Here is a 26,143-nt window from a genome sequence, read left to right as displayed (position 1 = left end):
GCAGAGCAAGAGACCTTGAACAAGCTGCCGGTGCTGATCGGCGCGAAGCGGGACGTTCCGCGCAAGGCAAAGCGCGGGCGCGGCATGAACGTCTCTTACGCGTTCGAGCGTTCGATCGCGCTGATCGTTTTTGCGTTGCTGTGGGAAGTGCTGCCGCGCTCGGGCATCGTGAGCCCGGCGTATCTCAGCCCACCGTCGCAAGTGGCGCTCGCCATCGCGCGCCTGTTCGATAGCGGCGACGTGTGGAAGCACCTCGGCGCGAGCGCGTTGCGTTCCATCGTCGGCCTCTTGCTGGCCATCGCGGGCGGCGTCGTGTCGGGCTTCGCGCTGGGATGGTTTCGTCGCGCCGAACGGATCATCGATCCGCTCTATCAACTGCTGCGCCAGGTGTCCGCGTTCGCGCTGTTTCCGGTGTTCATGCTGTTCCTCGGCATCGGCGAGTCGTCGAAGATCGCGATCATCGTGTGGGCCGCGTTCTGGCCGGTGCTGCTCAATACCATTTCGGGCGTCAAGCAGGTCGAGCGCGTGTTCATCGATTGCGCGCGCTCGATGGGCGCTTCGCAGAGCTTCATCTTCGCCAAGGTGGTGCTGCCCGCCGCGTTGCCCGAGATCCTCACGGGCATCCGGCTCGCGGGCGCGTACAGCATCACGGCGCTGGTCGCGGCGGAGATGATCGGCGCGCGCTCGGGTCTCGGCTTCTACACGCTCAATTCGCAGGAGACGTTCCAGATTCCCGACATGTACGCGGGCATCGTGCTGCTCGCGCTGTTCGGTTTGCTGATCAACAAGAGTCTTTCTTTGCTCGAACGGCGCTTGCTGCGCTGGCGCGTGGGGCTCGCGCAAAATGGCTAGGAGCGCGTTCGCAGCGCTTCCGGGTCACGGCAAACGGCTGCGCTGGCTTGCCCTTGCAGTCATGGCGATGGTCGCGCTCTCGTCGTTGCCGCTGCGCGATGCATGGCGCAATCGTCCGGACGATGACCGGCCCTTCGCCGCCGCGCTCGCACGCGGAACGCTGATCGTCGCGGTGCCGTCGCGGCCGGCGCCCACGCTCAACGTCGGCCGGGTCGATCACTTCGCGCGCGTGGCGGACGGCTTTGCCGCGGCGCTGGCCGAAGACATCGGACAGCGCGCGGGACTGCCCGTTACCCTGTTGCTCGCCGGACCACGCGAAGCTGCGGAGGCGCTGCGATCGGGCCGCGCGGATGTCGCCGTCGCGGGCTTGGGCTTCGGCGCTGAACCGTCGATCGCCTATGCGCCGAGCGCCTATACGTCCGGGCGCGGCACGGCGCTCGTGCTTCGGCGCGGCGCGGTGCGCGACTGGAGCGATCTCGCGGACGGCGTGATCTGCGCATCGCGCGGCAGTCCGTTCGCGACCGAGGCCGCCCGCCGCGCGCATGCGGACATACAGGCGTTCGACCGTCCGCTCGATGCGTTGCTGGCGTTTCAGGCGGGCGAGTGCGCCGCGCTCGTCGACGACGAATATGTGATCCGCCAGTTGCTGAAGCAGCCCGACTGGGCTTATTACCGGAGTCTCCCCGGCACGGTTGCGCCTGCGCCTGCCTTCATCGCGACACGCACCGGCGATGTCGCGAGCACGGCGTTCATCGAACGGACAGTCGAGGACTGGCGACGGCAACGCTGGCTCTCGACGGTGCGCGAAGATCAGGCGACGCGTCTCGCATTCGACATGTTCAACGCCCAGAACGATCTGTATTGCCACTGAGCGGGCAAGGCATAACCTGCACCGCACTCACAACGAGAAACCATCGGACATGACTCAACGGAACGGACATCTGCATCTCGGCGCGTTTCTCTATCCCACGGGCCATCACATCGCCGCATGGCGGCATCCTCATGCGAGCGCCGATGCGGGCAGCAATTTCGCCCACTACGTTCAGCTCGCGCAGGCGGCGGAAGCGGCGAAGTTCGATCTGATCTTTCTCGCCGATAGTTCCGGCACGCGCGGCGACGATGCGCAGTTCCTGAGCCGCACCGCCCACAGCTACGTCGCGCAGTTCGAACCAATCACGCTTCTTTCCGCGCTTGCGGCAATCACGCGGCGCATCGGTCTCGTCGGCACGGCATCGACCTCGTTCAACGAGCCTTATCACATCGCGCGCAAGTTCGCGTCGCTCGATCACATCAGCGGCGGACGTGCGGGATGGAACCTGGTGACGTCATCGAGCGAGCATGAGGCGCGCAACTTCGGCTTCGACGAGCATCTCGCGCACGCGACGCGCTATGAGCGCGCGGACGAATTCGCGGATGTCGTGTCGGGCCTCTGGGATAGCTTCGACGAAGATGCGTTCCTGCGCGACAAATCGTCGGGGCGATACTTCGATCCGGACAAGCGCCACGTGCTCGATCATCGCGGTGCGTTCTTCAACGTGCGTGGGCCATTGAACGTCGCGCGCTCGCCGCAGGGACACCCGGTGACCGTGCAGGCGGGCTCGTCCGAGGCGGGCAAGGAACTCGCCGCCCGCACCGCGGAAGTGATCTTCACGGCGCAACAGACGCTCGACGACGCCGTCGCGTTCTACGCCGATGTCAAAGGCCGCATGGCGCGCCACGGCCGTCATCCGGACTCGCTCAAGATCATGCCGGGCGTGATGCCGATAGTCGGCCGCACGGAAGGCGAGGCGCGCGCGAAGTTCGACGAACTGCAGGCGCTCATCGATCCGGTCGTGGGCCTCGCGATGGTTTCGATGCTGACGGGCGGCTTCGATCTGTCGGCTTATCCGCTCGATGGACCGATTCCAGAACTGCCCGAGACCAACGCAAGCAAAAGCCGTCAGACGCTGATGATCGAGCTTGCGCGCCGGGAAAATCTCACGATTCGCGAGCTTTATCGTCGTATTGCTGGCGCGCGCGGACACTGGCAACTGGTCGGCACGCCTGCGCAGATCGCCGATGCGCTGGAAGAGCGTTTCGTGCATTACGGCGCGGACGGATTCAACGTGATGCCCGCGCTGCTGCCCGATTCGCTGAACGATTTCATCGAACTGGTGCTGCCCGAGTTGCGGCGGCGCGGACGCTTTCGAAGCGAATACGAAGGCCGCACGCTACGCGATCATCTCGGTCTCGCCAGGCCGGCGTCGCGCTATGCGAGCCGGGAAGATGGAAAGTTTGCAGTCCCCTGCGCGGCTCACGCGGCATAAAGAAATTCGCCAGCAATTGCGGTGGCGTGACGGCCACCTTGGCAAACGAGCCATTCGAATGGCTGCTTACACCAGGTACACCAGGAATAAGGCTCACATATCGGCGACAGACGAGCCTTCCACCTTTCCATCGACGATATCTTCACCGCGTTGACGAGCGGCGCGCCGGGCAATTCCGAAGTCCACAAACACATCTTGCCGATCGAGCTTGAATACGCGGCTCGTGCCGGCCTCGCCCGATATCTCCGGGCGACAGATGCGAATCGCGACATCGTAGCCTTCGTCGTAGCGCGAATGCCTGTCGAAGCGGCTGAATGCGCGCGAGAACACGAGAGGATGGAGTTCGAAGCCCTTGTAAAGAGGCGGGAATGCTGGCATGAACGTCTCCTCGAGAATGAAGATCCACTATACCCGTAAAGCCCGCCGGGGTCGCGCGGTAAACGGTTTGCGTTATTCCGGACACGCAGGCCCGTCGGGGCGGGGACGAGCAGTTAGACAAATCGCTTGCCGTGCCGCGGGCCGAAAGATCTTGACGGTTTTCGAGGCGAGGCGTAATTTTCTTGATGAAGTCTTCAAGAAGCGCGATTGCTGCTCATCATTGACCGCAGCCTGCGGTGTTCGTTGTCCTCTCCCTCCTTGATCCTTTGTTCCGGGACCCTCTCGCGGTCCCATTTGTTCGTTCATCTTCAGGAGAGTTTCATGGATACCGGCACCGTCAAGTGGTTCAACGACAGTAAGGGTTTTGGGTTTATCACACCCGACAGCGGCGGCGATGACCTGTTCGCGCATTTCTCGGAGATTCGCGCCGAAGGGTTCAAGACGCTCGCGGAAAATCAGAAAGTCAGCTATGAGACGAAGAGCGGCCCCAAGGGTCTACAGGCCGCGAACATCACGCCGATCTGAGTAGCCTTCCTGCCGGTTCCGCATGCGGAACCGGCAGTTTCGTATCTGGGGTAATTAAACTTCGTTCAGGTGTTTTCGTCGAAATGAATAGCACGCCTGATCATTTCGATGCAGTGAACACAAATGCCCGAGCCCCAGCGACACGACCGCGGGTTCGTTCTTCATCGCGTGGTACGATGGCTCACCACTACTGGAGTTCTCGATGTCACGCATGTTGAAAGTTGGAAACCATGAATTCCATGTTGTGGTTCAACCGCTTCCTGCCGGTGGCTTCACCTACGCATGTGTCGATGTGGATTTGAGTAGTTCGAACGTCAGCGAGATCCGTTACGACAGTCATCTTCGCTTCGAGACCGAGGACGAAGCCTATGAAGGCGGCTCGGCTCACGCGCGACGTCAGGCGGTGAGAATAAGGCGTTAGCTCTTGCGCGACAAATCAAAAGGGCCGGACTTGCTTTTACAAATGAAGTCTCGCAAGCGCACGAGACGACGCGTAACCTGTTTGCTTGCATCGACGACGCGGAGGTCGCCATGTGGAACTGCAAGCACTGCAAAGTCGATGTATCCCGGCACAACGCGCATCCAGCCATCGATAGCCTCGGGATTTATTTCGTATGCCCGGGCTGCTTCGAACGTAATCCATTGACCGGATCAAAAAGAGGCGGCGTTCGTTTGCAGCAAGCCGCTGCTTCCGAGGCTCTGTCTTTAAATCGTCCTTTCCTTCGGTCAGACGGCGATCTTTTCTTCAGCCAGACGATCCAGAACAAGCGCTTGCAGGTGCAGGTCACGCGCGAATGTCTCGACCGTGTTTTCGGCTCGGACGGGTCGGTGTCGCAGGACAGCGAAGTCCTGCGTGTGAACCTGAATCACATCGTCGGGATAGCGACTCAGAAACAAAGGGATGGCTCCCGCTCACCGATCAAAGTGCTTTGCGCCGACTTCGGGCTCATCTGATACGTGTTCAAATGCCAGCTCGCATCTCACCAAAATAGTCAGAAATCCGAATCAAACTCCATGCCGAGATACCTCGTCAGAGGGAAACTTCGAGGCGATCTAGTTCGTCGGTGATACATAACGCCACTTCGCAGCGTTGACGTCGATGCGCGCATCGTTCTCGAGTCGCTTTTCGGCGCGGTCGGACTCTGCCTGCCGCAATGCTTCCACGCGCGCCTTTTGAGTTGCCGTAAGGTCCTGCTTTCGAAACGGTGCGGCGGGGTCGGTCGGGATTCGCTTCAGCATGTTGATTTCCGCAAAAAAGAAGGTCGATGAACGTTAGCCACGCGAGCGTGCGCCGCATGGCGAAACAAAGCAAGAACAATCGTCAGACTTCGACAGGGCGATGCCTCGAGGAAATCTGCGGACGCGCCTCTCAACGCTCGTCGCCGAGCCAATTAAATAGATCGCGACAGCAATTAAAAATGCGCTCAGAATAGGCCAATTAGCGGCCCATTCCGTGGCCGCCACACAGGGGCGCAAAATGGCAAAGGGTCAAATGCGAAGTAATCGCGAGGCAAAGAAGCCCAAACAAGCCAAAAAATTGTCGGCGCCAGTCGCCGATCCGTTCAAGATCCCGGTTCCCAAGACTACGGGGTCAACCAGCGCCGCCAAAAAGAAATAGCCGATTGCCGCCATGCCTTGCATGGCCGTGTACGTGAGTCAGTCTTACTTCATGCCTGGCTTTTCATTCGATGTTCGGATTATTTGACGCGCTTCCGAGTCTCGGTTGACTCATTCGCGCATTTCCGCGCGGATTAACCCTTTGGGAGCGAAATAGTGATCCAGTCTCTCCGCTGCGTGCCGCAATGAGCGGCCCGCAACGTCTTACCGTGCGACATCAAAGTGCATATCGCTATTCGGAGCCGGTGCGCTTCGGAGAGCATCGCATGATGTTCCGCCCGCGTGCGAGTCATGATCTGCGTCTTCTGAGTACGCAGTTGATGATTAGCCCGACGCCCGATCGCCTGCACTGGCTGCATGACGTATTCGACAATTCGGTCGCAATTGCGACGTTCTCGGGCGAGGCGTCCGAATTGATTTTCAGAAGCGAGGTGACGCTCGAACACTACGAAGCGCCGTTGCCCGATTATTCGCTGGAAGGGTATGCATCGAAGTGGCCTTTCGCGTACACCAGCGAGGAGGCGTCGAATCTCGTGAACGCGCGAAGCCGGCCGATTCTTACCGGCGACGTGGACGCATGGGCGCGACGTTTCATCGGACCGGGCGGATCGACCGAAACAATGACCTTGCTGCGCAGCATGACGCTCGAGATCAAGAACAGCTTCACCTACGTGCGGCGAGTCGAGAAGGGCGTCAATCAACCAGCCGAGACCCTGCGGCTGGGCAGCGGCAGTTGCCGGGATTTCGCGGTGCTCATGATGGATGCGGTCCGCTCGCTGGGCCTCGCAGCCCGGTTTGTCAGCGGCTATATCTTCGTGCCGAACCACGACACCACGCTGGGCGGCGGTGCGACGCACGCATGGTTGCAGATCTATCTCCCCGGTGCCGGCTGGGTCGATTTCGATCCGACCAACAGCATCATCGGAAATCGGCATCTGATTCGTGTGGCCGTAGCCTGGAATTCGGATCAGGCGCTGCCGCTGTGGGGAACATGGCACGGCGCGATGCATTCGTTCCGAAGCCTCGACGTAGACGTGAGCGTCACCGAAGACAACTGATGGAAACATCTTTGCGCCCCGCGCCAATGACTTCTCAATGCAAGGATGATTCGATGAAACTCCGCGTGGGCTATGAACTGATCTACGAGTGTCCGCAGCCGACCCCGATGATGCTGATGTTGAACACGCACTTCTCCCGCGCGCAGGACGTGCTGTCGGGTGATCTGCTGGTGGTCGATCCACCCGTGCCGATCACGCAGTATCGCGACAGCTTCGGTAATCTGTGCAGCCGCATCGTCGCACCGGCGGGGCTGATCTCGCTGTCCACCAGCGCATTGCTCGAAATCTCCGACCAACCCGAGACGCGCGAACCGCTCGGGCATCAGCATCCCGTCGAGACGCTGCCGGATGAATGTCTGGTGTTTCTGCTCGGCAGCCGATATTGCGAAACCGATCTGTTGTCCGCCATCGCGTGGAAACTGTTCGCCGCGACTCCCCCAGGGCGTGACCGGGTGCAGGCGATCTGCGACTACGTGCATGGCCACATCAAGTTCGGATACGGATTCGCACGACCGACCAAGACCGCGTTCGAGGCGTTTGAGGAACGACAGGGCGTTTGTCGCGACTTCGCTCATCTGGCCGTGGCGCTGTGCCGCGCGATGAATATTCCGGCGCGCTATTGCACCGGCTATATCAGCGATGTCGGCGTGCCGCCGCCCTATAGCGCGATGGATTTCGCTGCCTGGTTCGAAGCCTATGTGGGCGGTTCATGGCAGACCTTCGATCCGCGCAACAACGTGGCGCGCATTGGCCGCGTGCTGATGGCGCGAGGTCGCGATGCCGCCGATGTCGCCATCAGCAATACCTTCGGCCCGACCAAGCTGATCAAGTTCGACATCCACTGCGCGCCTGTTTGAGTGCGAACGGGCAGAATCGAACGCAACGCAGCGCGCGCATCGGTTCGTTCACGAGGCCCGGGCTGTACGCTTGCGGCCAGGCTGCTTGCCTCGAACGGTTTGCGTGGCGTCCTCTGTTTCGATCGCATGCTCGCTTGATTCACGGATGATAAGTTCCGGCACAGCAAAGAATTGCTTTGCCGGACCGTCCGTCACAGCGCCTTCAACCAACCTCGAAAGAAGGGTCTCGCTTGCAAGCGCGCCGAGTTTGTCGGAGCCTGCCGAGAGCGTCGTAAGCGGTGGATTCGTATGTTCGGCCGCCACGATGTTGTCGCAACCCACAACCGCCAGGTCCTTGCCTGCCCGCTTGCCCATCCGATCGAGTTCATGCAGCACGCCGATCGCAACCTGGTCGTTGTAGCAGAGCACTGCCGTGGGACGGAGCGCCATGTCAAAGATCGCGCGCACCGCTTTCTGGCCGCCCTGTGGCGTGAGTTCGACGTCGATAGTCCACTCGTCGGCAACCGGAAGTTCGTGCTGTTTCATCGTCGAGAGATAACCCTCGCGACGCTGACTAGCCACCGCGTAGCCTTTGCGATTGCCGGCGAACGCGATGCGCGTATGTCCCTGAGCGATCAGGTGCTCAGTGGCGAGCGCGAAGCCGAAAGCGTTATCGACGCCTATGGTATCGACGTCGTCGCCCATCGGACGCATCACCAGCACGAGCGGAATGCCCCACGATCGAATCTCCGCCGGAAGCGCATCGTCCGTTCCGAGCGCGGGCGACATGATCAAGCCGGCGACATTCTGTTCCCGCATCGAGCGCAGCACGCGAGTTTGCGTTGCGACGCTTTCGGCCGTATGCGCCATCAACGTGGTGTAACCCGCCTCGGCGAGCACGCGTTCGATCGCCACCAGCAACTCGACGAAGAAGGGGTTCGTCAGGTCGTTGATGACCATGCCGATCGTGGCGCTGCGTCGACCGCGCAACGCCGCCGCGCCCCGGTTGTACACGTATCCGAGCTGTCGCGCGGCCTGCCGCACCTTTTCCGCGGTGTCTGCCGGGATGCGCGGGTTCTCCTGCAACACCAGCGACACGGTCGATTTCGACACGCCCGCGGTTCTGGCGATGTCGAGGATGGTTGGATTGCTTTTCATGTGGGACGGGCTCGGGAACGGCTTGCTCACCGGAAGATTATCACCGCCGCTAGAACGTTCCACTGAATTTTTGAATAGTCGGATGTTTTGCGTTCCCGATTATCGAAGGGATCAGGGTTCGTCTCTAGTTGACTCGCAAGAACCCGCGAACTACATTAAGTGGAACGATCCACCACGAAGAACGGCGCCGGGCGCCGAATTTTTCAGCAGCTTAGTGGAACGATCCACCGAGGGTGACGATAGCCAGGAACGCGGAAAACGCGTTTTTTTCCCTCCGCTAGTGGAACGTTCTACTTGAACGATATGGAGACAAACATGGCGGCACGAATTGGATGGGCGCTCGTTGGCGCCAGCACGATCGCAGACGAGTGGATGGTCGACGCCATCCGGGCCCAGGCTGACGCGACGATCGAAACCGTCGTCAGCGGCAATGCAGCGCGCGCACGAGAATTCGCCGCGAAGCACGGCATCGCCAGGCATTCCACCGATCTCGATGCCGTGCTCGCCGATCCGGCAGTCCACGCGGTGTATATCAGCAGCACCAACGAGAAACATCTTCCGCAAGTTCTGGCCGCGGCGCGCGCCGGCAAACATGTTCTCTGCGAGAAGCCGCTTGCTCTTTCCGAAGCAGACGCAGCCCGGATGATCGAGGCCTGCGCCGAACACGGTGTCATTCTCGGAACGAACCACCATCTCCGGAATGCTTCCACGCATCGCAAGCTGCGCGAACTCATCATCGAAGGCGCGATCGGAACGCCGCTCTTTGCCCGCGTCTTTCATGCGGTGTCGCTCCCGCCACATCTGCGCGGGTGGCGCATCGAAAAGCAGGACGCTAGCGGCGGCGTCGTGCTCGACATCACCGTTCATGACGTCGACACGCTGCGCTTCGTGCTGAACGCGGAGCCGATCGAAGTCAGTGCAATGACGACCACCGGCACGATGAGCAACGCGGGTCTTACCGACGGCGTCATGGCGATCGTGCGTTTCGACAATGGCGTTCTCGCGCAACTCCACGACGCCTTCACCGTGCCATTCGCGGCGACCGGACTCGAAGTTCACGGTTCGGACGGTTCGCTGATCGCAAAGGACGTGATGACCCAGCGCGCAGTCGGGGAGATCGAACTCCGCGACGCGAACGGTGTGCGATCGATCGAAGTGGAACACGCAAACCTCTACCACACCGGCGTTGCCCAGTTTCACCGGGCCATCCGCGAAGGCCAGAGCCCCGCCGCCAGCGGGGTGGACGGATATCGCTCGCTGATCACGGCCCTCGCGGTCGCACAGGCTGCGCAAGCCCGCGGACATGTCGATGTGTCGCGTCGCTACGCCGAATAAATCAGCCAGAACCGCTTTATCAGGAGACTCACCGTGAGTTCCAGCAAGGTCATCACCCTCGCACAAGCCGCCAGCCTCATCAACGATGACGATGTAGTCACCGTCAGTTCGTCGAGCGGCCTGGGCTGTCCGGACGCAATGCTCGCCGCGATCGGCGCGCGCTTTGACGCGCAAGCGCATCCGCGCAATCTGACGATGCTCCATCCTATCGCCGCCGGCGACATGTACGGGATCAAGGGCATCGATCACATCGCAAAGAAAGGGCTCATCAAAACGGTCATAGCCGGCTCGTTCCCCAGTGGCCCGTCGAGTCTGCCGATGCCGGACATCTGGCACCTGATCGCCGACAACGAGATTCGTGCGTACAACCTGCCGAGCGGCGTGTTGTTCGATATGCACCGCGAGGCGGCGGCCAGGCGTCCCGGCGTATTGACCAAGGTCGGACTGGACACCTTCGTCGATCCGTCGCGCCAGGGCGGCGCAATGAACGCCAGCGCTGCCGAGCTCCCAATCGTGGAGAAGGTGACGTTCGCCGGCGACGAGTGGCTGCACTATCGAAACTTCGTCCCGCGCGTTGCCATCGTTCGCGCCACGACCGCGGACGAGCGCGGCAACCTGTCCTTCGAACACGAAGGCGCGCTGCTGGGCGGACGCGATCAGGCGCTTGCGGTGCGCAATAACGGCGGCATCGTCATCGCGCAGGTCAAACGTGTCGTGAAAGCGGGATCGCTGCACACGCAATCGGTGCACATTCCCTGCAATCTGGTCGACTACGTCGTGGTCGATCCGGCTCAAAAGCAGACCACGCAGATCGAATACGACCCGGAGATCAGCGGCGAAATCAAGCTGCCCGAAAGCGCATTCGAGTTTGCGCAATGGCATCCGGACAAGATCATCGCCCGGCGCGCCGCGATGGAGCTGGCGCAGAACGACGCGGTCAATCTTGGCTTCGGGATCTCCGCGAATGTGCCTCGCATCTTGCTCGAAGAAGGCTATCCGAACGATGTGACGTGGGCCATCGAGCAAGGCGCGGTGGGCGGTGTGCCATTGCTGGGTTTCGCGTTCGGCTGCTCGGGCAATGCCGACGCCATCATGCCGTCGCCGTCGCAGTTCGTTTATTTCCAGGGCGGCGGTTTCGATGTGTCTCTGCTCTCGTTCATGCAGATCGATCGCTTCGGCAACGTGAACGTATCCAGGCTTCCGAGCAAGCCGTATCTGACGGCGGGGTGCGGAGGCTTCATCGATATCACGACGCACGCGAAGCGCCTTGTCTTCAGCGGCTACTTTACGGCCGGCGCGCAATTCGAAGTCGGCAACGGAAGACTTTCGATCGTCAAGGAAGGCAAGAAGAAGTTTGTTGCCGATGTCGATCACGTGACCTTCAGCGGTCGCATGGGACAAGCCCGCGATCAGGAAGTCCTGTACATCACCGAACGATGCGTGATCAGGCTCGGCAAAGACGGGCTCGAAGTCATCGAGATCGCTCCCGGTATCGATCTGCAAAGGGACGTGCTGGATCAGTGCGACGTCGAGTTGAAGGTGTCGTCCTCGCTGAAGACGATGGACCCCGCGATCTTCACGGACGCACCATTCGGACTCAAGCTCAAGGAGGCGCGTCATGGCTGATCAGGCCTTTATCCGCATCGAAAAGCGCGGTCCGGTTGCGGTCGTCACGCTCGATCGTCCCGACAAGCTCAACTCGCTCACGCCGTCGATGCTTGGACAACTCGAAGACGCCGCTGCGCAACTCGAAGCGGACAGCAGTCTGCGCGCCGTCGTGCTGACAGGCGCTGGTGAACGTGCCTTCTGTGTCGGTGCGGATATCAATGAATGGTCCGCCCTCGCGCCGCTGGATATGTGGCGTGTCTGGGTCACGCGCGGACATCGCATCTTCGATCGTTGGGCTGCACTGCGCCTGCCCGTGATCGCTGCGATCAACGGTCATGCGTTCGGCGGCGGTCTGGAACTCGCCGCAATCGCCGACGTTCGCGTGACCGATCCGGCCGCGACCTTCGCGCTGCCCGAAGCGAGCATCGCGACCTGTCCCGGCTGGTCCGGAACGCAGCGGCTCGTGTCCCTCATCGGACCCAGTCACGTGAAGTCGATGGCGCTCACCGCACGACGCATCGACGCGCAGCGCGCCTATGCAATCGGCCTCGTCGACGAAGTGTCCGAAGCGGGCAAGTCGCTCGATGCGGCGATGGCCGTCGCCGGGCAGATCGCGACGCTTGCGCCCGTGTCCGCGCAACTCACGAAGCAACTGATCAACGCAGCCGCAGGCTTCAATACCGGCGCCACGCTGGAAGCGATGGCCGGCGCGCTCTCCGCCACGACGCAAGACGCCCGCGAGGGTATGGCCAGTTTCCGCGAACGCCGCAAGGCGCAATACGAGGGTCAATGAAATGACGAGTCAGATTGCTGTTCCCGCCGCAACGGCGCTGCTTGAGAACGCAAAGCCGCTGCAACACGAGGCGTTCGCCGGAAAGATGTTCATCGATGGCCAATGGAAGGAGGCCGCAAGCGGCGAGCGCTTCGAGCGCAGCAGCCCGGCTCACGGTCAAGTGGTGAGTTCATTTCCCGAAGCCACGGGCGCAGACGTCGAAGCCGCGATTCAGGCCGCCGACGTCGCTTTCAGGAAAGGCCCGTGGCCCAGGATGAAGGGTGTCGAGCGCGCACGCGTGCTGCTCGCGGTCGCCGAGGGCATCAAGGCGCGGGTCGAAGAGATGTCGTTGCTTGAATCGCTGGAGACCGGCAAGCCCCTCACGCAAGCACGTGGCGAAGTCTCGGGCTGCGTCGATCTCTGGCAGTACGCCGCGAGCCTCGCCCGTACGACGAGCGGCGACGCTTACGACTCGCTCGGCGAAGACATGCTGGGGATCGTCCTGCGTCAGCCGATCGGCGTGGTCGGGCTCATCACGCCCTGGAATTTCCCTATCTGGATTCTTTCGCAGAAGCTTCCGTTTGCCCTTGCCGCAGGCTGCACGTGCGTCATCAAGCCGAGCGAACTGACTTCGAGCACGACGGTCATTCTCGCGGAGATTCTCGAACAAGCCGGCGTTCCGAAGGGCGTCGTGAACGTCGTCACCGGCAAGGGGCCCACGGTCGGCCAGCCGCTCGCCGAACACCCGGCCATCGGCATGCTGTCTTTCACCGGTTCGACGCGCGTGGGCGGACTGCTCGGCGGCATCGCGTCGAAGCAGTTGAAGAAGGTGGCGCTCGAACTCGGCGGCAAGAATCCGCAGATCGTCTTCCCCGATTGCGATTGGGACGCGATGGTCGATGCCGTTGTCTTCGGCGTCTATTTCAATGCGGGCGAATGCTGCAATAGCGGCAGCCGTGTTCTCGTTCATGATTCGGTAGCGGAGAAGTTCGCGCAGGCTGTCGTCGAGCGCGCGCGACAGGTTCCGGTGGGCGATCCTTTGCACCCCGATACCAAGATCGGCGCCATCGTCAGCGAAACGCAGCTAGGGGAAATTCTCGCGAACATCGACAAGGGCGTAGCCGCCGGCGCGCGCCTTCGTCTGGGCGGCAAGCGCTACGACGCCAAGGGTCTTTACCTCGAGCCGACCATCATCAGCGATGTCACGCCAGAGATGAGCGTCGCGCGCGACGAGATCTTCGGTCCCGTTCTCTCGATCGTGACGTTCAAGGACGTCGAAGAAGCGATCGAGATCGCCAACGACTCGGCGTATGGACTGTCGGCCGCCGTCTGGAGCAACGACATCAACACGTGCCTCACGGTCGCACGCGGCGTAGACGCAGGGACTGTATGGGTCAACACGTTCCTCGACGGCTATCCGGAACTGCCCTTCGGCGGCTTCAAGTCCAGCGGCGTCGGTCGCGAACTCGGCAAGCAGGCGGTCGAGGACTACACCGAAACCAAAACCATCCAGCTGCACATCGGCGCACGCAAGAACTGGTGGCTGCCCCAGTCCACCAAGTGACAGTCATATACGAACGCTCCCGTCGCGGGGCGATCAACAAGGAGACGAAGATGTTCAAGAAGCGTATTGCCGCCGTCGCGGCTGGATTGTTCGCGTGCCACGCACTCTCGGCGATCGCCGCCGACAAGCAAGTGGAAGTGATGCACTGGTGGACCTCCGGCGGCGAGGCCAAAGCGCTGGGCGTTCTGAAAGACAACCTGAAGCAGCGAGGCTATGCGTGGAAAGACAGCCCGATCGCGGGCGGCGGCGGCGAAGCGGCGCGCACGGTGTTGCGCGCGCGCATAGCTTCGAACAATCCGCCCGACGCGGTGCAGATGCTTGGCTTCAGCGTGCTGGATTACGCGGAGCAGGACCTGCTCACAAACCTCGACAGCATCGCCAAGAAGGGCGATTGGGACAAGCAGGTGCCCGCTCCGCTGCAGCGCTTCTCCAAGTCGGATGGACACTGGTATGGCGTGCCCATCGACGTGCATAGCGACAACTGGATCTGGGCCAACAAGAAGATTTTCGATGAACTCAAGCTCACGCCGCCGCAAACCTTCGAAGAGCTCGTCGCCGACGCGGACAAGATTCGGAAGGCGGGTTATATCCCGCTGGCTCACGGCGGACAGGCGTGGCAGGAAGCTACGATTTTCGACAGTGCAGTGATGTCGGCGGGTGGCCCCAAGTTCTATAACGATGCGTTGGTCAAGCTCGATGCCAAGGCGCTCGGCTCGAAGACGATGGAAAAGGCGTTCGACCAGTTGCGTGCGTTGCGTGGCATGGTCGATCCGAATTTCCCCGGCCGGGACTGGAATCTCGCTACCTCGATGGTCATCAATGGCAAGGCCGCGATGCAGATCATGGGCGACTGGGCGAAAGGCGAATTCGCCAACGCGGGCAAGAAGCCGGGCGTGGACTATCTTTGCATGCGATACCCCGGCACGCAGGGCGACTTCATCTTCGTAACCGACCAGTTCGCCACCTTCAAGGCGGGCAGCGACCGGCAGGCCGGACAGTACGCGTTCGCGGAAGCCGTGATGGACCCCAAGGTTCAGGCCCAGTTCAATCAGATCAAGGGCGCGGTGCCGGCACGTCTCGATGTGCCTGCCGATGGCTTCGACGAGTGCGGTCAGAAGTCGATGGCCGACATGCGCACGGCGCTCAAGAACGGGACGATGGTCGGCAGCTTCGCCCACGGCCAGGCGATGCCCGAAGCATCGAAGACAGCGCTCTATGACGTCGTCACGCACTTCTTCAATTCGAATCAGTCGTCGGCCGACGCTGTTAAGGCGCTCGTCACGGCTATCCAGAATTCGAAGTAACGATCTGACCGCTCAGGCGGACGGCAAGCGTCCGCTCCGCTCTCGTGTTCGATGTTCTCGACGTGCAGGTGAAATCATGCTCTTACACTCTCGTGCCCAGTCCATAGACCCGGCCAAGTCCCCCGCCCGAGTGGAGAAAGTCGGGAAAAAGCGTTCTGCGCGCAACGCGTTCGAAGCGCTTCTCCCGAAGCTCGTGCTCAGCCCGACACTGATCATCACGCTGGTGTTCGTCTATGGCTTCATCGTCTGGACGACGGTGCTCTCGTTCACACGTTCCCGCGCATTCGCCACGTTCAAATGGGCTGGATTCACGCAGTTTGCGCGGGTGTGGGAACACCCTCGCTGGCACGTCGCCGTGGAGAACCTCGGCATCTATGCGTCGCTGTATGTGGTCCTGTGTCTTGCAATCGGCCTCGTGCTCGCGATCCTTCTGGATCAGCGCATTCGGGCGGAAGGCTATTTGCGCGCGATCTTCCTGTACCCGATGGCGTTGTCCTTCATCGTCACCGGCACTGCGTGGAAGTGGATTCTCAATCCCGGGCTCGGCCTGACGAAGCTCTTCCACGACTGGGGATGGGCGAGCTTCCAGTTCGACTGGATCATCAGCGACGACATGGCGATTTACACCGTCGTCATCGCGGCGGTCTGGCAAGCGTCCGGCTTCGTCATGGCGATGTTCCTTGCGGGCTTGCGCGGCATCGACCAGGAGCAGATCAAGGCAGCGTCGATCGACGGCGCACGCATGCCCTCGATCTATCGCCGCATCATCATTCCGCAACTGCGCCCGGTCTTCATCTCGGCACTCGTGATCCTGGTTCACCTGGCCGTGAAGAGCTATGAGCTGGTGATCGCCTTGACGGGTGCGGGCCCCGGTTATTCGACCGAACTGCCTTCGACGTTCATGTACTCGTTCACGTTCACACGTAACGAGCTGGGTATGGGAGCCGCAAGCGCCGTGATGATGCTCTGCACCGTTGCCGCAATCATGGTGCCCTACCTCTACTCGGAAATGCGCCCCCGTCGTTCCGGCGGCGGTCACTGAAGCAATTCGTACCTATCCACGTAGCCTGAAGGAGACAAGCATGGCTGCCAAGACCTGGGACTCGCCGCAAATGGTGGTGGGAAAGCATAACAACGTATCGCGCATCGTCATCTATACGATGTTGTTGATCGTCGCGCTCGTATATCTCGTGCCGCTCGTGGTGATGTTGCTCACCTCGTTCAAACCGCTTCAGGAAGTGTATGCGGGCAATATTCTCGCGCTCCCGCACGAATGGACGCTCGCTGCATGGGAGAAAGCCTGGGGCTCGGCCTGTGTCGGTCTCGACTGCTCCGGCGTGAAAGGCTTCTTCTGGAACTCGTTCCGCATGGTCTTTTCAGCAGTGTTCCTTTCGACGCTGATCGGCGCGCTGAATGGCTATGTGTTGACGAAGTGGCGCTTCAAGGGCGACAACGTTCTGTTTGCGCTCGTCCTGTTCGGCTGCTTCATCCCGTTCCAGATCGTGCTGATCCCGATGGCGACGTTTCTCGGCAAGATCGGTCTCGCTCAATCGATCACCGGCCTCGTCTTCGTGCATGTGGTCTACGGTCTGTGCTTCACGACACTGTACTTCCGCAACTACTACATCGCGTTTCCCGATGAACTCGTGAAGGCCGCGATGATCGACGGCGCGCGCTTCTTCCGCATCTTCTTTCGGATCCTCCTGCCGAACTCGGTGCCGATCATCACCGTGACCGTGATCTGGCAGTTCACGAACATCTGGAATGACTTCCTGTTCGGCGCATCGTTCACGACCGGCGCATCGGCGCCGATCACGGTAGCGCTCAACAACATCGTCAACACTTCTACCGGCGTCAAGGAATACAACGTGCAGATGGCCACCGCGATGATCGCGGCGCTTCCCACGCTGCTCGTCTACGTCGTTGGAGGTCGTTATTTCGTCCGCGGTTTGATGGCTGGTTCGGTCAAGGGGTAATCATCATGTCTTCACTTCATGTCAGCAACGTGCGTAAGGCCTACGGGTCTACGGAAATCCTTCGCGAAATCAATATCGATGTGGACGATGGCGACTTCCTCGTGCTCGTCGGCCCGTCGGGTTGCGGCAAATCGACGTTGCTCTCGCTCATTGCCGGACTCGATACGCTGTCGGGCGGCGAAATCCGCATCGGTGACGACAAGGTCAACGACCTGCATCCGAGCGAGCGCGATATCGCCATGGTGTTTCAGAGCTATGCGCTGTACCCCAACATGACCGTGGGGCAAAACATCAGCTTCGGACTGGAGATGCGGAAAGTCTCGAAGGCCGATCGCGAGAAAGCCGTACAGGATGCGGCGCGTCTTCTTCAGATCGAGCATCTGCTCGATCGTCGGCCCGGTCAGCTTTCGGGCGGTCAGCGCCAGCGCGTCGCGATGGGCCGTGCGCTCGTGCGCCATCCCAAGATCTTCCTGTTCGATGAGCCGCTCTCCAACCTCGACGCGAAGCTGCGCGTGGACATGCGCACGGAAATCAAGAAGCTGCACCAGCGGCTGGGCGCAACCATCGTCTACGTGACGCACGATCAGATCGAAGCGATGACGCTTGCAACCCGCATCGCGGTGATGAAGGGCGGCATTCTTCAGCAGCTCGGCACGCCGGCCGAGGTCTATAACACGCCCGCAAACACGTTCGTGGCGACATTCATGGGGTCGCCGTCGATGAACCTCATTCCCGCGCGAATCGAGGGCAGGGACGGTTCGCTGCATCTGAAGATCGGTCAGGGCAATGACGCGCTGGATCTCGAACTTCCGCCGCAATCTCAAGCCGTGGACCGCTATGTCGGCAAGGAAGTCGTCGCAGGGTTGCGGCCGGAGGCGATTGGCGTAGAGAACGAACGCGCGGCGTCTGCTATTCGAACTGTGCCCGTCAGGATCAACGTGCTCGAGCCCACTGGACCGGACACGCTCGCTGTCCTCGATTTCGGCGGCATGGAAGTGTCCGCGCGGCTCGGGCCGGACATGCCGCACGAGTCGGGTGAACGTTGCGAACTGCGTGTCGATCTGTCGAAGCTGGTGCTGTTCGATAAGGACACGGAAGCACGCATTCATTGATCGACGACTGGGACGGTGGACTTATGAGCAAGTCGAATGGACCATGCCCGACCGCGCTGGTTACGGGCGGACGCAGAGGAATCGGCCGATCGATCTGTGTCGAACTGGCACGGCGCGGTTTCGATGTCGTGCTGACCGACGTGACCGATGACGAAGACGCGCACGCGACGTGCGACCTTATCCGCAACGAGGGACAAGATGCGCTTTTCGTTCGCAGCGACCTGATCGATATCGAATCGCACGCAGAGGTTGTGAACGCCGCCATCGGTTTCAAAGGCAGCGTGGAGTGCCTCGTGAATAACGCGGGCGTGGGCTCGCCAAGTCGCGGCGACCTCCTCGACGTTCGTTCAGACGCGTTCGATACCGTGCTCGGCATCAACCTCCGCGGCACGTTCTTCATGACGCAAGCTGTCGCGCGGCACATGATCGCGACGTCATCGAAACGTGCGCGTTCGATCGTGACGGTCTCGTCGGTCTCGGCGCAGATGGCCTCGGTGGAGCGAGCGGAATACTGCTTGTCGAAGTCCGCCTTGCCGATGCTTACGCAGCTTTTCGCGCTGCGACTGGCGAAGTCGAACATAGGCGTCTTCGAAGTGCGGCCCGGAATCATCCGGACGCCGATGACGGCAGGCGTCGCACAGAAGTACGAGGCCCGATTCGAGGAAGGGCTGGTCCCCGCGGCTCGTTGGGGCGAAAGCGAGGAAGTGGCCCGCGCGGTCGCCACTCTCGCCGATGGATCTCTTCCGTTCTGCACCGGCAGCGTGTTGCACGTTGACGGCGGCCTTTCGATCCCTGCATTTTGAGCGTGACCGACATGAATACGACGACATATGACTACGTGATCGTGGGCGGCGGCTCGGCTGGATGCGTGCTGGCGAATCGGTTGAGCGCTGACCCCGCGGTGAACGTGCTTCTTCTGGAAGCGGGCGGTTCGGATCGCCACCCGTTCTTTGCGATGCCGGCAGGCTTCGCGAAGATGACCAAGGGCATCGGGTCGTGGGGCTGGCATACCGTGCCGCAGAAGCATCTCAACAATCGCGTCCTGCGCTTCACGCAAGCAAAGGTGATCGGCGGCGGCTCGTCGATCAACGCGCAACTCTATACGCGTGGTGTGCCCGCCGACTATGACGAATGGGTCAGCAAGGCCGGAGCGACGGGTTGGTCCTATCGCGAGGTACTGCCGTATTTCAAGCGCTCCGAAAACAACCAGCGCTTCGCGAATGAGTTCCACGCGTACGGCGGACCGTTGGGCGTCTCGAATCCGATCAGCCCGCTTCCTATCTGCGAAGCGTTCTTTCAGGCCGGGCAGGAGTTAGGTATTCCGTTCAACCCCGATTTCAACGGCGCTTCGCAAGAGGGACTTGGGTACTATCAACTGACGCAGCTTGACGCGCGTCGTTCGTCGGCAGCAACGAGCTTCATCAAGCCGGTTCTCGGACGACGTAACCTCACCGTGCAAATGGCCACGCGCACGTTGCGCGTCATCGTCGAAGGCCATCGCGCGGTGGGCGTCGAGGTAGTCGTCGGCGACAGCCGCGATACGCAAATCATTCGAGCCGCGAAAGAAGTGATCGTGTCTTCCGGCGCGATCGGATCGCCGAAGCTACTGCTGCAATCGGGCATCGGGCCCGCAGCGCATGTTCAGTCTGTCGGGATCAAACCAGTCCATGATCTGCGGGGCGTCGGCGAAAATCTTCAGGATCACCTCGATCTGTTCGTCATTTCTGAATGCACGGGCGATCACACCTACGACAAATACAACAAGCTGCATCACGCTGCGTGGGCCGCGTTGCAATACCTCGTGCTGAAAAAGGGCCCGGTGGCGTCGAGTCTCTTCGAAACTGGCGGGTTCTGGTACGCAGACCGTGACTCGCCCGACCGCGACCGCTCGCCCGATATCCAGTTCCATCTGGGGCTCGGTTCGGGAATCGAGGCGGGTATGGCCAAGCTGAAAAACGCGGGCGTGACGCTGAACACGGCTTATCTTCGGCCACGGTCGCGCGGCACGGTTCGTCTCGCAAGCAGTAATGCCGCCGATGCGCCTCTGCTTGATCCTAACTACTGGTCGGACCCGCACGACAGGCATATGGCAATCAAGGGCTTGCGTCTGGCACGCGACATCCTCAGCGCGCCCGCCATGCGCCGCTTCGTGCAGAACGAAGTTCTTCCGGGATCGCGGGCCAACAGCGATCAGGAGCTTTTCGAGTACGCATGCGCAAATGCGAAGACCGATCATCACCCGGTCGGGACATGCCGCATGGGACAGGCAAACGATCCGGACGCGGTCGTAACGCCCGACTTGCGGCTGATCGGTCTCGATGGACTGCGCGTCGTCGATGCGTCCGTGATGCCTTTCGTGCCTTCCTGCAATACCAATGCGCCGACCATCATGGTCGCCGAGAAAGCAGCGGACATGATCATTCAGTCCGCGTCTGCGAGCATCGCCGCGCCCACGGTTGCACCTATCACGAACCTGTCCGACTTCGCCATTCCTTCCAGACACTGAGAGGTACAGCATGAACATCAATTTGCCACTGCAGGACGGTACGGTCCGGGCATATTCGCTACAGAATCTCGAGAACCAGCTTCCGGGATCGAACGCACCGACGTTCAACCGGATAGCGTATGCGGCCGCGCACGTCGTCATTGATGCGCGTGCTGTTTACGAGCCTTCGGGTGATGCACCCGCTGTCGATTGGGACGCGACGCTGGCATTCCGTACGTATCTTTATAGTCTCGGATTCAAGGTCGCCGAAGCGATGGACACTGCCCAGCGCGGCATGGGCATCGGCTGGCCTGTCGGGGCCGAATTGATCCGACGCAGCATTGCCCACGCGAAGTCGATTCCCGGCGCAGACCTCGCATGCGGCGCGGGAACCGATCATCTCGATAGCAAGAAAGCGCATTCTCTCGACGACATCGTTGCCGCTTACAACGAGCAGTTCGAGGTTGTCGAATCTGCGGGCGGCCGTCCGATCATGATGGCGAGCCGCGCGCTCTGCGCGGCTGCCCGCTCCGCCGACGACTACAAGTACGTCTACGAAAAAGTCATCTCCGCATCACGCGAAAAAGTCGTGCTGCACTGGCTCGGCGATGCGTTCGACTCGGCGCTCGCCGGTTACTGGGGCAGTAGCGATGTCGATACCGCGATGGCCACGGTGCTCGACATCATCGGTCATCAAAAGGAGAGGATCGAAGGAATCAAGATCTCCCTGCTCAACGCGGAGTATGAACGGCAGTTGCGCTCGAAGCTGCCGGAAGGTGTCGTCATGTTCACCGGCGACGACTACAACTATGGCGAACTCATCGCCGGTGACAGCACAGGCAAGTCACATGCATTGCTCGGCATCTTCGATCCGATCGCACCGGTTGCGTCGAAGGCACTGGCATCGCTGGCCCGAAACGACACCGACACCTATCACGCGCTAATGGCGCCGACGGTCACGCTGTCTCGCGAACTCTTCGCTGCGCCGACTCAGTACTACAAGGCTGGCGTCGTGTTCCTTGCGTGGCTCAACGGGCACCAGAACCATTTCTCGATGGCAGGCGCAATGCAATCGGCGCGATCGGCACTTCATTACGCGGACGTCTTTCGTAAAGCCGATGCTTCCGGCGTGCTGATCCGTCCAGAGCTTGCAGCAAGGCGGATGAAGCAATTCATGGAGCTGGTCGCCGGCATAGAAAACTGAGCGCTCGACGATTACGGGATGCTACTGGCCGCCAGAATAGAGGTGCTTCATGTCTTCGTCGGACGCGGGGCGAACGACGGTGCGCGATCCGGACGTCGATGAGCCGGATGGCATGCCGCCATACTCTGTCGCGTGATCGGTCGATACTCGTGCCTCAGCCGCCTGGATGTCGCCCGGATAACTTGCATCCGCGCTTTTGGCCGGATCATAGCCGACCTGTTCGAGCTGTTGCAGCTCTGCACGCACCTGGGCACGCGTCAATGCCGGATCCGTCTGAGAGAACGCAGCGAGAGGCAAGGAAAGCGCCGACGCTGCGGCGACCGCGATAACGACTGATTTCATGACAACCTCCTCGTAAATGCCAGGCAGTAGATTCAGGTGCAAAGCGGCCGTTACGAAACACAGGTCAAGTCTCGGCTCTCTGCACCGTCGTATCGATTGTCGGCCAGTGCCGACGCCCTCGACACCCACGTAGGTAGGCGAGCGCCCGAAATCGCGCCGCGAAGATGTAGCTATTGTTAAGCGAACGGATACATTCGTACCGCTACATTTGTATATCCGCATTCGAATGCGGTCCTGCTATTCTGTCTGGATGTCATGCTGCCGTATTCGCGGACGGCGACATTTCCGGATCGGGCATCGCGATGAGATCGTCAGACCTCTGGGTGCGCAGGTTCAGATCGGCGGCTCAGGAACGGGCGTTTCTGAGGGACTACGCGCAGCGCATGTCCGGACAGCGAAGACTCGCCATCGCGATCTTCACCGCGTTGTGGATCGTTTTTTCGATCCGTGACTTCGGGCGGATCGACATACTCGATCCCGCCCATCTGCACCACCACGAAATCATCTTCGCGAGAAGCGCCGCGGCCATCGGCATGAGCGTGGCCGTCGTGCTGTGGACGCCGCGCGCACTCGATGAACGCTGGGCCGTCGGGCTGCTCTGCCTGTGGACGCTCAGTGCGTGGCTCGCCACCTTGAGATTGCTGCAGATCGTGGACCTGCCGTGGCACGAACACTATTCGATCCTGACGCTCACGCTGTTCACGATCTTCATGGCGTTCCGGCTACGCGTGGTCACCACGGCGTGGCTGGTCGGGCTGTGCATTGCGAGTTACCTGCTCATGCTGTTCCTCCAGCCTCCGGGCGAGAGGTTCGGCATGCACCTGTCGTCGGTGATCGCGCACGGCACGAGTCTGCCGCTGACGTACGCCATCGGTCTGCTCGTCAGTATTCCGCTGGAACGTTCGGCACGGCGCGAATTCATGTACCGCCGCACCTTGCGCGCGGCCAAGGCGCGCGTCGAAGCCACGTCGCGTGCGATCAACGAGCAGAACAAACGCATGCAGGAGCTCGTCAAGGAGAAGGAGCGGTTCTTTTCGTCGGCGTATCACGACATCCAGCAGCCGCTCGCCGCGATCAACCTCTTCATCCGCAGCGCCCGGACGAGGATCAAGGACGGACACGCGGTGGATCGCGATCTCGACGTGATCGAAGAGACCGCGTCAGAGATCCTCGACATGTTCAAGGAGATCCAGGACTACAGCGAGCTGGGCTCGCATGTTCCCCGCCTTGTGCCGGTCAATACGTTCGATCTGCTGACCGAAGTCCTCGAGCAATATCGGGAGACGGCCCAGCTACGAGGAATCGATCTGAGACTCGCGAGGCGGCGAGTCGAGCCGCCGTCCATCGAGACCGACCGGTCGCTCTTCAAGCGGGCCGTATCCAATCTCGTATCGAACGCGATCAAGAACACGTCGTCGGGCGGCGTCGTGCTCGGCTGGGTGCAGGTGGATGACCGGTTGAGAGTCGATGTATGGGACACGGGCATCGGCATTGCACCGGCCTATCGGGAAGCTATTTTCGCCGAGTACTACCAGATCAACAATCCGGGACGCGATCGTTCCAAAGGGCTGGGACTGGGGCTGTCGATCGTGCAACGCGTGGTTCGCATTCTTCCGGGACACGCCATGAGTTTCGCGTCGGTCGAAGGGCGCGGATCGCGCTTTTCGCTCTACGCGAGCACTTCGGCATCGAAGCCGGCTGGCGCGACGATCCAGCATGGCGAGCGCCACCGCCCCGATCTCGACGGCACGTTCATGCTGCTGTGCGACGATGAACCGATGGTCCTCGAAGGCCTGCGACGCCTCTTTTCGAGCGCGGGCGCGCTCGTGCAGGCCGCCGAATCGCTGGCCGGGTTCGAAGCCATTCTTGCCGACGACAGCCGCATTCCCGATCTCATCGTGACCGATATCCGGCTGCGCGATGGCGTCTCCGGCAAAGAGGTCGCAGACCGGATCAGGCGTCACTTCGCGTGGGCCGGCGTTATTCCCGTCGCCTTTATCACCGGCGAGTTGCTGTCCGTTCAGGTGTTGCGCGACTTCCCCGAGCCCTTCGTGCTGCTGCGCAAGTCGTCGGCTCCGGAAGACTTGCTGGCGGAGATCAGCCGCTTCGTTGCCGCCCATCGGCAGATGAATCCCGATCTCGCGACGGATCTGTCACCGGCAGCGTCCCGAGCTTGATGCCCTTGTCGGCCAGCATCACGATCAGTTCGGTGCGCCGCCGCAGATTGAAGTGCGCGAGCAGATGACTGATGTACTTGCGCACCGTGATGTCTTCGAGCCCCATCTTCGACGCGATGGCTTTGGACGGAAGGCCGCGCACGAGCCACGCGAGCGTTTCGTACTCGCGGGGCGTGAGTCCGAGATCCGGCGCGTCCCAACGTTCCGCGCCACCGTGCGTCGGCTGTGCATGCCCTGATTCGCGTGCCGGCGCCTCGGCCATGTCGATCGTGCGCCTCAACCCGGCGATGCTCGCCGCGGGCAGGTAGACGCCGCCCGAAAGCACGGCGACGATCGCGGCATGGAGCGCTTCGGGCGACGACGATTTCGGCACGTAGCCCATCGCGCGCAGTGCAAGGCATCGACTGACTGTTTCCATGCGCTCATCGGCCGATACCACGACCACGGGCAAGGACGGTCGTGCGTCTTTCAGGCGGACCAGCGCATCGCAACCGTGCCCGTCGGGAAGTTCGAGGTCCAGAAACACGATGTCCGGATGATCGATCATCGCCGAATCGACTCCATGCGACAACGTGCTCGCATGCAGCAGTTCGACATGCGGAAAAAGCTCCTTGATGAGCAGTGCAAAACCGGCTCTGAAGAGTTCGTGATCATCGACGAGCAGCACGCGCATCGCATCGTCTCCCTGACGGTACTCGAATAACTTTATACGCGGTTTACGGTTGGGACGTGGTTATTCGATCCCTGTCGATCAAGATTCCCTGCGACCTTCGACGTACACCGTCTAGCCGATAGGTTCGATATCCCGCGGATTGTAGGCTCATGCAATCGCACGAGATTCGGCGTGGCACGCAAGCAGTGTCGCCTTGAACGAGGATGTGCGATATCGAGCGTGCTCGTCGACTGAGCTCGATATCGGCACGCGCAATCCACCAGCAATGAAGGAGCGAAGCATGGAAATGAAAGCGCACGATCCGTCCCCGGAACAAACGGTCACTCATGAAGTGAGCGCCGACCATCACGGCGTCGTTCAGACTCGTCTGTCCGGCACCATGACTGGCGTGGCGTATCGCTACGATGCGTGGCCCTCGCTGCACGGCGAGGTCTCCTTCGGGTTCAACGCAGGCCCGATCCAGGCAGGATCACACGTGTTCGTGTCCGTCAGCGAATGCGATAACGGCGGCAACCGCTTCATGGGTTCTGCCATCTACACCGTGCAAAACATCGTGGTGAAGCCGGGCCGTACCGAGTTCCGCATCAATATCGGATGGAATTCGCCGCTTCGGGTATCGACGGATATTCTCGTCACCAATCCGTAAGTTTCGCCGCGCGGCCTGTCTCTTCGTTCATCAAGTAGTTCGGATAGCGAAGTAATGTGTGAGAGAAGGGCTTTTGCGCGAGGAGACCTGACGTACAGAGGGCGCAACACAAAGCGCAGAAGCAACCGAGCGCCGCGCCCCGATTCGCACCGCGTCTGAGCTTCAATCAGCCGAGACAGTCTCTCATCTTGCGCGACACTTCCACTCGGCGGAAG

At 61.1% G+C, this 26,143-nt stretch carries 26 protein-coding genes; 21 read left to right on the top strand and 5 right to left on the bottom strand.

Features of this window, described 5'->3' with window-relative positions; translation table 11 throughout:
* Positions 1-84 precede the first annotated feature (84 nt).
* Genes ACEN42_RS35200 through ACEN42_RS35190 form a run of 3 tightly spaced genes read left to right on the top strand, consistent with a single transcriptional unit; the run spans position 85 to position 3,158 of the window.
* Positions 85-852 (top strand): ABC transporter permease, encoded by a 768-nt coding sequence (locus tag ACEN42_RS35200; protein WP_238213194.1) that lies wholly within the window; start codon positions 85-87, stop codon positions 850-852.
* Entirely contained in the window at positions 845-1,723 is an 879-nt protein-coding gene (locus ACEN42_RS35195; protein WP_371882300.1) for an ABC transporter substrate-binding protein, read from the top strand. Before ACEN42_RS35200 ends, ACEN42_RS35195 begins: the two co-directional genes overlap by 8 nt.
* A gap of 49 nt (positions 1,724-1,772) precedes the next feature.
* Positions 1,773-3,158, top strand: a complete 1,386-nt coding sequence (locus ACEN42_RS35190) for an LLM class flavin-dependent oxidoreductase (protein WP_371882299.1) — start codon at positions 1,773-1,775, stop codon at positions 3,156-3,158.
* A 93-nt stretch (positions 3,159-3,251) separates the two neighbouring features.
* Here the strand turns inward: ACEN42_RS35190 and ACEN42_RS35185 are convergent, their stop codons facing one another.
* Positions 3,252-3,536 carry a hypothetical protein gene (locus tag ACEN42_RS35185; protein ID WP_035500077.1) on the bottom strand — a complete coding sequence of 95 codons (285 nt, stop codon included), beginning with the start codon at positions 3,534-3,536 and terminating at the stop codon, positions 3,252-3,254.
* Between the two features lie 321 nt (positions 3,537-3,857).
* On the opposite strand from ACEN42_RS35185, the gene ACEN42_RS35180 reads away from it, so the two are divergent.
* The 3 genes from ACEN42_RS35180 to ACEN42_RS35170 all read left to right on the top strand — a co-directional run bounded on the left by ACEN42_RS35180 (position 3,858) and on the right by ACEN42_RS35170 (position 5,015).
* Entirely contained in the window at positions 3,858-4,061 is a 204-nt protein-coding gene (locus ACEN42_RS35180) for a cold-shock protein (RefSeq protein ID WP_035500078.1), read from the top strand.
* A 202-nt stretch (positions 4,062-4,263) separates the two neighbouring features.
* Positions 4,264-4,482: a hypothetical protein gene (locus ACEN42_RS35175; RefSeq protein WP_187603170.1), complete on the top strand. Its 219-nt coding sequence runs from the start codon at positions 4,264-4,266 to the stop codon at positions 4,480-4,482.
* Between the two features lie 110 nt (positions 4,483-4,592).
* Positions 4,593-5,015 (top strand): hypothetical protein, encoded by a 423-nt coding sequence (locus ACEN42_RS35170; protein ID WP_187603171.1) that lies wholly within the window; start codon positions 4,593-4,595, stop codon positions 5,013-5,015.
* A gap of 99 nt (positions 5,016-5,114) precedes the next feature.
* On the opposite strand, the gene ACEN42_RS35165 is transcribed toward ACEN42_RS35170, so the two are convergent.
* Positions 5,115-5,300, bottom strand: coding sequence for a hypothetical protein (locus ACEN42_RS35165; RefSeq protein ID WP_187603172.1), 186 nt, complete (start codon positions 5,298-5,300; stop codon positions 5,115-5,117).
* Between the two features lie 563 nt (positions 5,301-5,863).
* On the opposite strand from ACEN42_RS35165, the gene ACEN42_RS35160 reads away from it, so the two are divergent.
* Together ACEN42_RS35160 and ACEN42_RS35155 are read left to right on the top strand one after the other, a co-directional pair.
* Positions 5,864-6,736 (top strand): transglutaminase N-terminal domain-containing protein, encoded by an 873-nt coding sequence (locus tag ACEN42_RS35160; protein ID WP_371882298.1) that lies wholly within the window; start codon positions 5,864-5,866, stop codon positions 6,734-6,736.
* Positions 6,737-6,789: 53 nt separating this feature from the next.
* Positions 6,790-7,593: a transglutaminase family protein gene (locus ACEN42_RS35155; RefSeq protein ID WP_371882297.1), complete on the top strand. Its 804-nt coding sequence runs from the start codon at positions 6,790-6,792 to the stop codon at positions 7,591-7,593.
* A 48-nt stretch (positions 7,594-7,641) separates the two neighbouring features.
* Here ACEN42_RS35155 and ACEN42_RS35150 read toward each other — a convergent pair whose 3' ends face one another.
* Entirely contained in the window at positions 7,642-8,760 is a 1,119-nt protein-coding gene (locus ACEN42_RS35150) for a LacI family DNA-binding transcriptional regulator (protein ID WP_371882296.1), read from the bottom strand.
* A gap of 285 nt (positions 8,761-9,045) precedes the next feature.
* Between ACEN42_RS35150 and ACEN42_RS35145 the strand changes: the two genes are divergently transcribed.
* The 11 genes from ACEN42_RS35145 to ACEN42_RS35095 all read left to right on the top strand — a co-directional run bounded on the left by ACEN42_RS35145 (position 9,046) and on the right by ACEN42_RS35095 (position 22,090).
* Positions 9,046-10,065 (top strand): Gfo/Idh/MocA family protein, encoded by a 1,020-nt coding sequence (locus tag ACEN42_RS35145; protein ID WP_371883194.1) that lies wholly within the window; start codon positions 9,046-9,048, stop codon positions 10,063-10,065.
* Positions 10,066-10,098: 33 nt separating this feature from the next.
* Complete coding sequence (locus ACEN42_RS35140; protein WP_371883193.1) at positions 10,099-11,691, top strand: acyl CoA:acetate/3-ketoacid CoA transferase; 1,593 nt, start codon at positions 10,099-10,101, stop codon at positions 11,689-11,691.
* Positions 11,684-12,466 carry an enoyl-CoA hydratase/isomerase family protein gene (locus ACEN42_RS35135; RefSeq protein ID WP_371883192.1) on the top strand — a complete coding sequence of 261 codons (783 nt, stop codon included), beginning with the start codon at positions 11,684-11,686 and terminating at the stop codon, positions 12,464-12,466. Before ACEN42_RS35140 ends, ACEN42_RS35135 begins: the two co-directional genes overlap by 8 nt.
* Position 12,467: 1 nt before the next feature.
* Entirely contained in the window at positions 12,468-14,009 is a 1,542-nt protein-coding gene (locus tag ACEN42_RS35130; protein ID WP_371883191.1) for an aldehyde dehydrogenase family protein, read from the top strand.
* Positions 14,010-14,059: 50 nt separating this feature from the next.
* Complete coding sequence (locus tag ACEN42_RS35125) at positions 14,060-15,313, top strand: ABC transporter substrate-binding protein (RefSeq protein ID WP_250486953.1); 1,254 nt, start codon at positions 14,060-14,062, stop codon at positions 15,311-15,313.
* Positions 15,314-15,389: 76 nt separating this feature from the next.
* Positions 15,390-16,355, top strand: coding sequence for a carbohydrate ABC transporter permease (locus ACEN42_RS35120; RefSeq protein WP_371883190.1), 966 nt, complete (start codon positions 15,390-15,392; stop codon positions 16,353-16,355).
* A gap of 40 nt (positions 16,356-16,395) precedes the next feature.
* Positions 16,396-17,289, top strand: coding sequence for a carbohydrate ABC transporter permease (locus ACEN42_RS35115; RefSeq protein WP_371883189.1), 894 nt, complete (start codon positions 16,396-16,398; stop codon positions 17,287-17,289).
* Between the two features lie 5 nt (positions 17,290-17,294).
* On the top strand, positions 17,295-18,401 hold the full coding sequence (locus tag ACEN42_RS35110) for an ABC transporter ATP-binding protein (protein WP_371883188.1): 1,107 nt from the start codon (positions 17,295-17,297) through the stop codon (positions 18,399-18,401).
* A 23-nt stretch (positions 18,402-18,424) separates the two neighbouring features.
* Entirely contained in the window at positions 18,425-19,204 is a 780-nt protein-coding gene (locus ACEN42_RS35105; RefSeq protein ID WP_371883187.1) for a 3-ketoacyl-ACP reductase, read from the top strand.
* 11 nt (positions 19,205-19,215) lie between these two features.
* Positions 19,216-20,907 (top strand): GMC family oxidoreductase, encoded by a 1,692-nt coding sequence (locus ACEN42_RS35100; protein WP_371883186.1) that lies wholly within the window; start codon positions 19,216-19,218, stop codon positions 20,905-20,907.
* Between the two features lie 10 nt (positions 20,908-20,917).
* A complete protein-coding gene (locus ACEN42_RS35095) occupies positions 20,918-22,090 on the top strand; it encodes a dihydrodipicolinate synthase family protein (protein WP_371883185.1) in 1,173 nt (390 codons plus the stop codon).
* 21 nt (positions 22,091-22,111) lie between these two features.
* Here ACEN42_RS35095 and ACEN42_RS35090 read toward each other — a convergent pair whose 3' ends face one another.
* Complete coding sequence (locus tag ACEN42_RS35090) at positions 22,112-22,432, bottom strand: DUF4148 domain-containing protein (protein ID WP_238212962.1); 321 nt, start codon at positions 22,430-22,432, stop codon at positions 22,112-22,114.
* 302 nt (positions 22,433-22,734) lie between these two features.
* On the opposite strand from ACEN42_RS35090, the gene ACEN42_RS35085 reads away from it, so the two are divergent.
* Complete coding sequence (locus tag ACEN42_RS35085; RefSeq protein WP_371883184.1) at positions 22,735-24,609, top strand: hybrid sensor histidine kinase/response regulator; 1,875 nt, start codon at positions 22,735-22,737, stop codon at positions 24,607-24,609.
* Here the strand turns inward: ACEN42_RS35085 and ACEN42_RS35080 are convergent.
* Positions 24,530-25,282 carry a response regulator gene (locus tag ACEN42_RS35080; RefSeq protein WP_371883183.1) on the bottom strand — a complete coding sequence of 251 codons (753 nt, stop codon included), beginning with the start codon at positions 25,280-25,282 and terminating at the stop codon, positions 24,530-24,532. The genes ACEN42_RS35085 and ACEN42_RS35080 overlap by 80 nt on opposite strands.
* Positions 25,283-25,562: 280 nt before the next feature.
* On the opposite strand from ACEN42_RS35080, the gene ACEN42_RS35075 reads away from it, so the two are divergent.
* The gene (locus ACEN42_RS35075; protein ID WP_371883182.1) at positions 25,563-25,928 is read left to right on the top strand and encodes a hypothetical protein; all 366 of its coding nucleotides are present in this window, start codon (positions 25,563-25,565) and stop codon (positions 25,926-25,928) included.
* The last annotated feature ends 215 nt before the right edge of the window (positions 25,929-26,143 follow it).

Origin of the sequence: Caballeronia sp. S22, assembly GCF_964261745.1 — a bacterium.
Lineage (GTDB): Bacteria > Pseudomonadota > Gammaproteobacteria > Burkholderiales > Burkholderiaceae > Caballeronia > Caballeronia jiangsuensis.
Note: the sequence above shows the minus strand (reverse complement) of the source record. Positions and strands in the feature narration are given on the sequence as shown.

Coding starts and splice junctions, on each gene's coding strand:
- ACEN42_RS35165 (WP_187603172.1), bottom strand. CDS start 5,300: ATGCTGAAGCGAATCCCGACCGACCCCGCCGCACCGTTTCGAAAGCAG.
- ACEN42_RS35105 (WP_371883187.1), top strand. CDS start 18,425: ATGAGCAAGTCGAATGGACCATGCCCGACCGCGCTGGTTACGGGCGGA.
- ACEN42_RS35080 (WP_371883183.1), bottom strand. CDS start 25,282: ATGCGCGTGCTGCTCGTCGATGATCACGAACTCTTCAGAGCCGGTTTT.
- ACEN42_RS35100 (WP_371883186.1), top strand. CDS start 19,216: ATGAATACGACGACATATGACTACGTGATCGTGGGCGGCGGCTCGGCT.
- ACEN42_RS35185 (WP_035500077.1), bottom strand. CDS start 3,536: ATGCCAGCATTCCCGCCTCTTTACAAGGGCTTCGAACTCCATCCTCTC.
- ACEN42_RS35190 (WP_371882299.1), top strand. CDS start 1,773: ATGACTCAACGGAACGGACATCTGCATCTCGGCGCGTTTCTCTATCCC.
- ACEN42_RS35170 (WP_187603171.1), top strand. CDS start 4,593: ATGTGGAACTGCAAGCACTGCAAAGTCGATGTATCCCGGCACAACGCG.
- ACEN42_RS35095 (WP_371883185.1), top strand. CDS start 20,918: ATGAACATCAATTTGCCACTGCAGGACGGTACGGTCCGGGCATATTCG.
- ACEN42_RS35130 (WP_371883191.1), top strand. CDS start 12,468: ATGACGAGTCAGATTGCTGTTCCCGCCGCAACGGCGCTGCTTGAGAAC.
- ACEN42_RS35195 (WP_371882300.1), top strand. CDS start 845: ATGGCTAGGAGCGCGTTCGCAGCGCTTCCGGGTCACGGCAAACGGCTG.
- ACEN42_RS35145 (WP_371883194.1), top strand. CDS start 9,046: ATGGCGGCACGAATTGGATGGGCGCTCGTTGGCGCCAGCACGATCGCA.
- ACEN42_RS35115 (WP_371883189.1), top strand. CDS start 16,396: ATGGCTGCCAAGACCTGGGACTCGCCGCAAATGGTGGTGGGAAAGCAT.
- ACEN42_RS35085 (WP_371883184.1), top strand. CDS start 22,735: ATGAGATCGTCAGACCTCTGGGTGCGCAGGTTCAGATCGGCGGCTCAG.
- ACEN42_RS35110 (WP_371883188.1), top strand. CDS start 17,295: ATGTCTTCACTTCATGTCAGCAACGTGCGTAAGGCCTACGGGTCTACG.
- ACEN42_RS35075 (WP_371883182.1), top strand. CDS start 25,563: ATGGAAATGAAAGCGCACGATCCGTCCCCGGAACAAACGGTCACTCAT.
- ACEN42_RS35155 (WP_371882297.1), top strand. CDS start 6,790: ATGAAACTCCGCGTGGGCTATGAACTGATCTACGAGTGTCCGCAGCCG.
- ACEN42_RS35200 (WP_238213194.1), top strand. CDS start 85: ATGAACGTCTCTTACGCGTTCGAGCGTTCGATCGCGCTGATCGTTTTT.
- ACEN42_RS35160 (WP_371882298.1), top strand. CDS start 5,864: ATGAGCGGCCCGCAACGTCTTACCGTGCGACATCAAAGTGCATATCGC.
- ACEN42_RS35180 (WP_035500078.1), top strand. CDS start 3,858: ATGGATACCGGCACCGTCAAGTGGTTCAACGACAGTAAGGGTTTTGGG.
- ACEN42_RS35125 (WP_250486953.1), top strand. CDS start 14,060: ATGTTCAAGAAGCGTATTGCCGCCGTCGCGGCTGGATTGTTCGCGTGC.
- ACEN42_RS35135 (WP_371883192.1), top strand. CDS start 11,684: ATGGCTGATCAGGCCTTTATCCGCATCGAAAAGCGCGGTCCGGTTGCG.
- ACEN42_RS35120 (WP_371883190.1), top strand. CDS start 15,390: ATGCTCTTACACTCTCGTGCCCAGTCCATAGACCCGGCCAAGTCCCCC.
- ACEN42_RS35090 (WP_238212962.1), bottom strand. CDS start 22,432: ATGAAATCAGTCGTTATCGCGGTCGCCGCAGCGTCGGCGCTTTCCTTG.
- ACEN42_RS35175 (WP_187603170.1), top strand. CDS start 4,264: ATGTCACGCATGTTGAAAGTTGGAAACCATGAATTCCATGTTGTGGTT.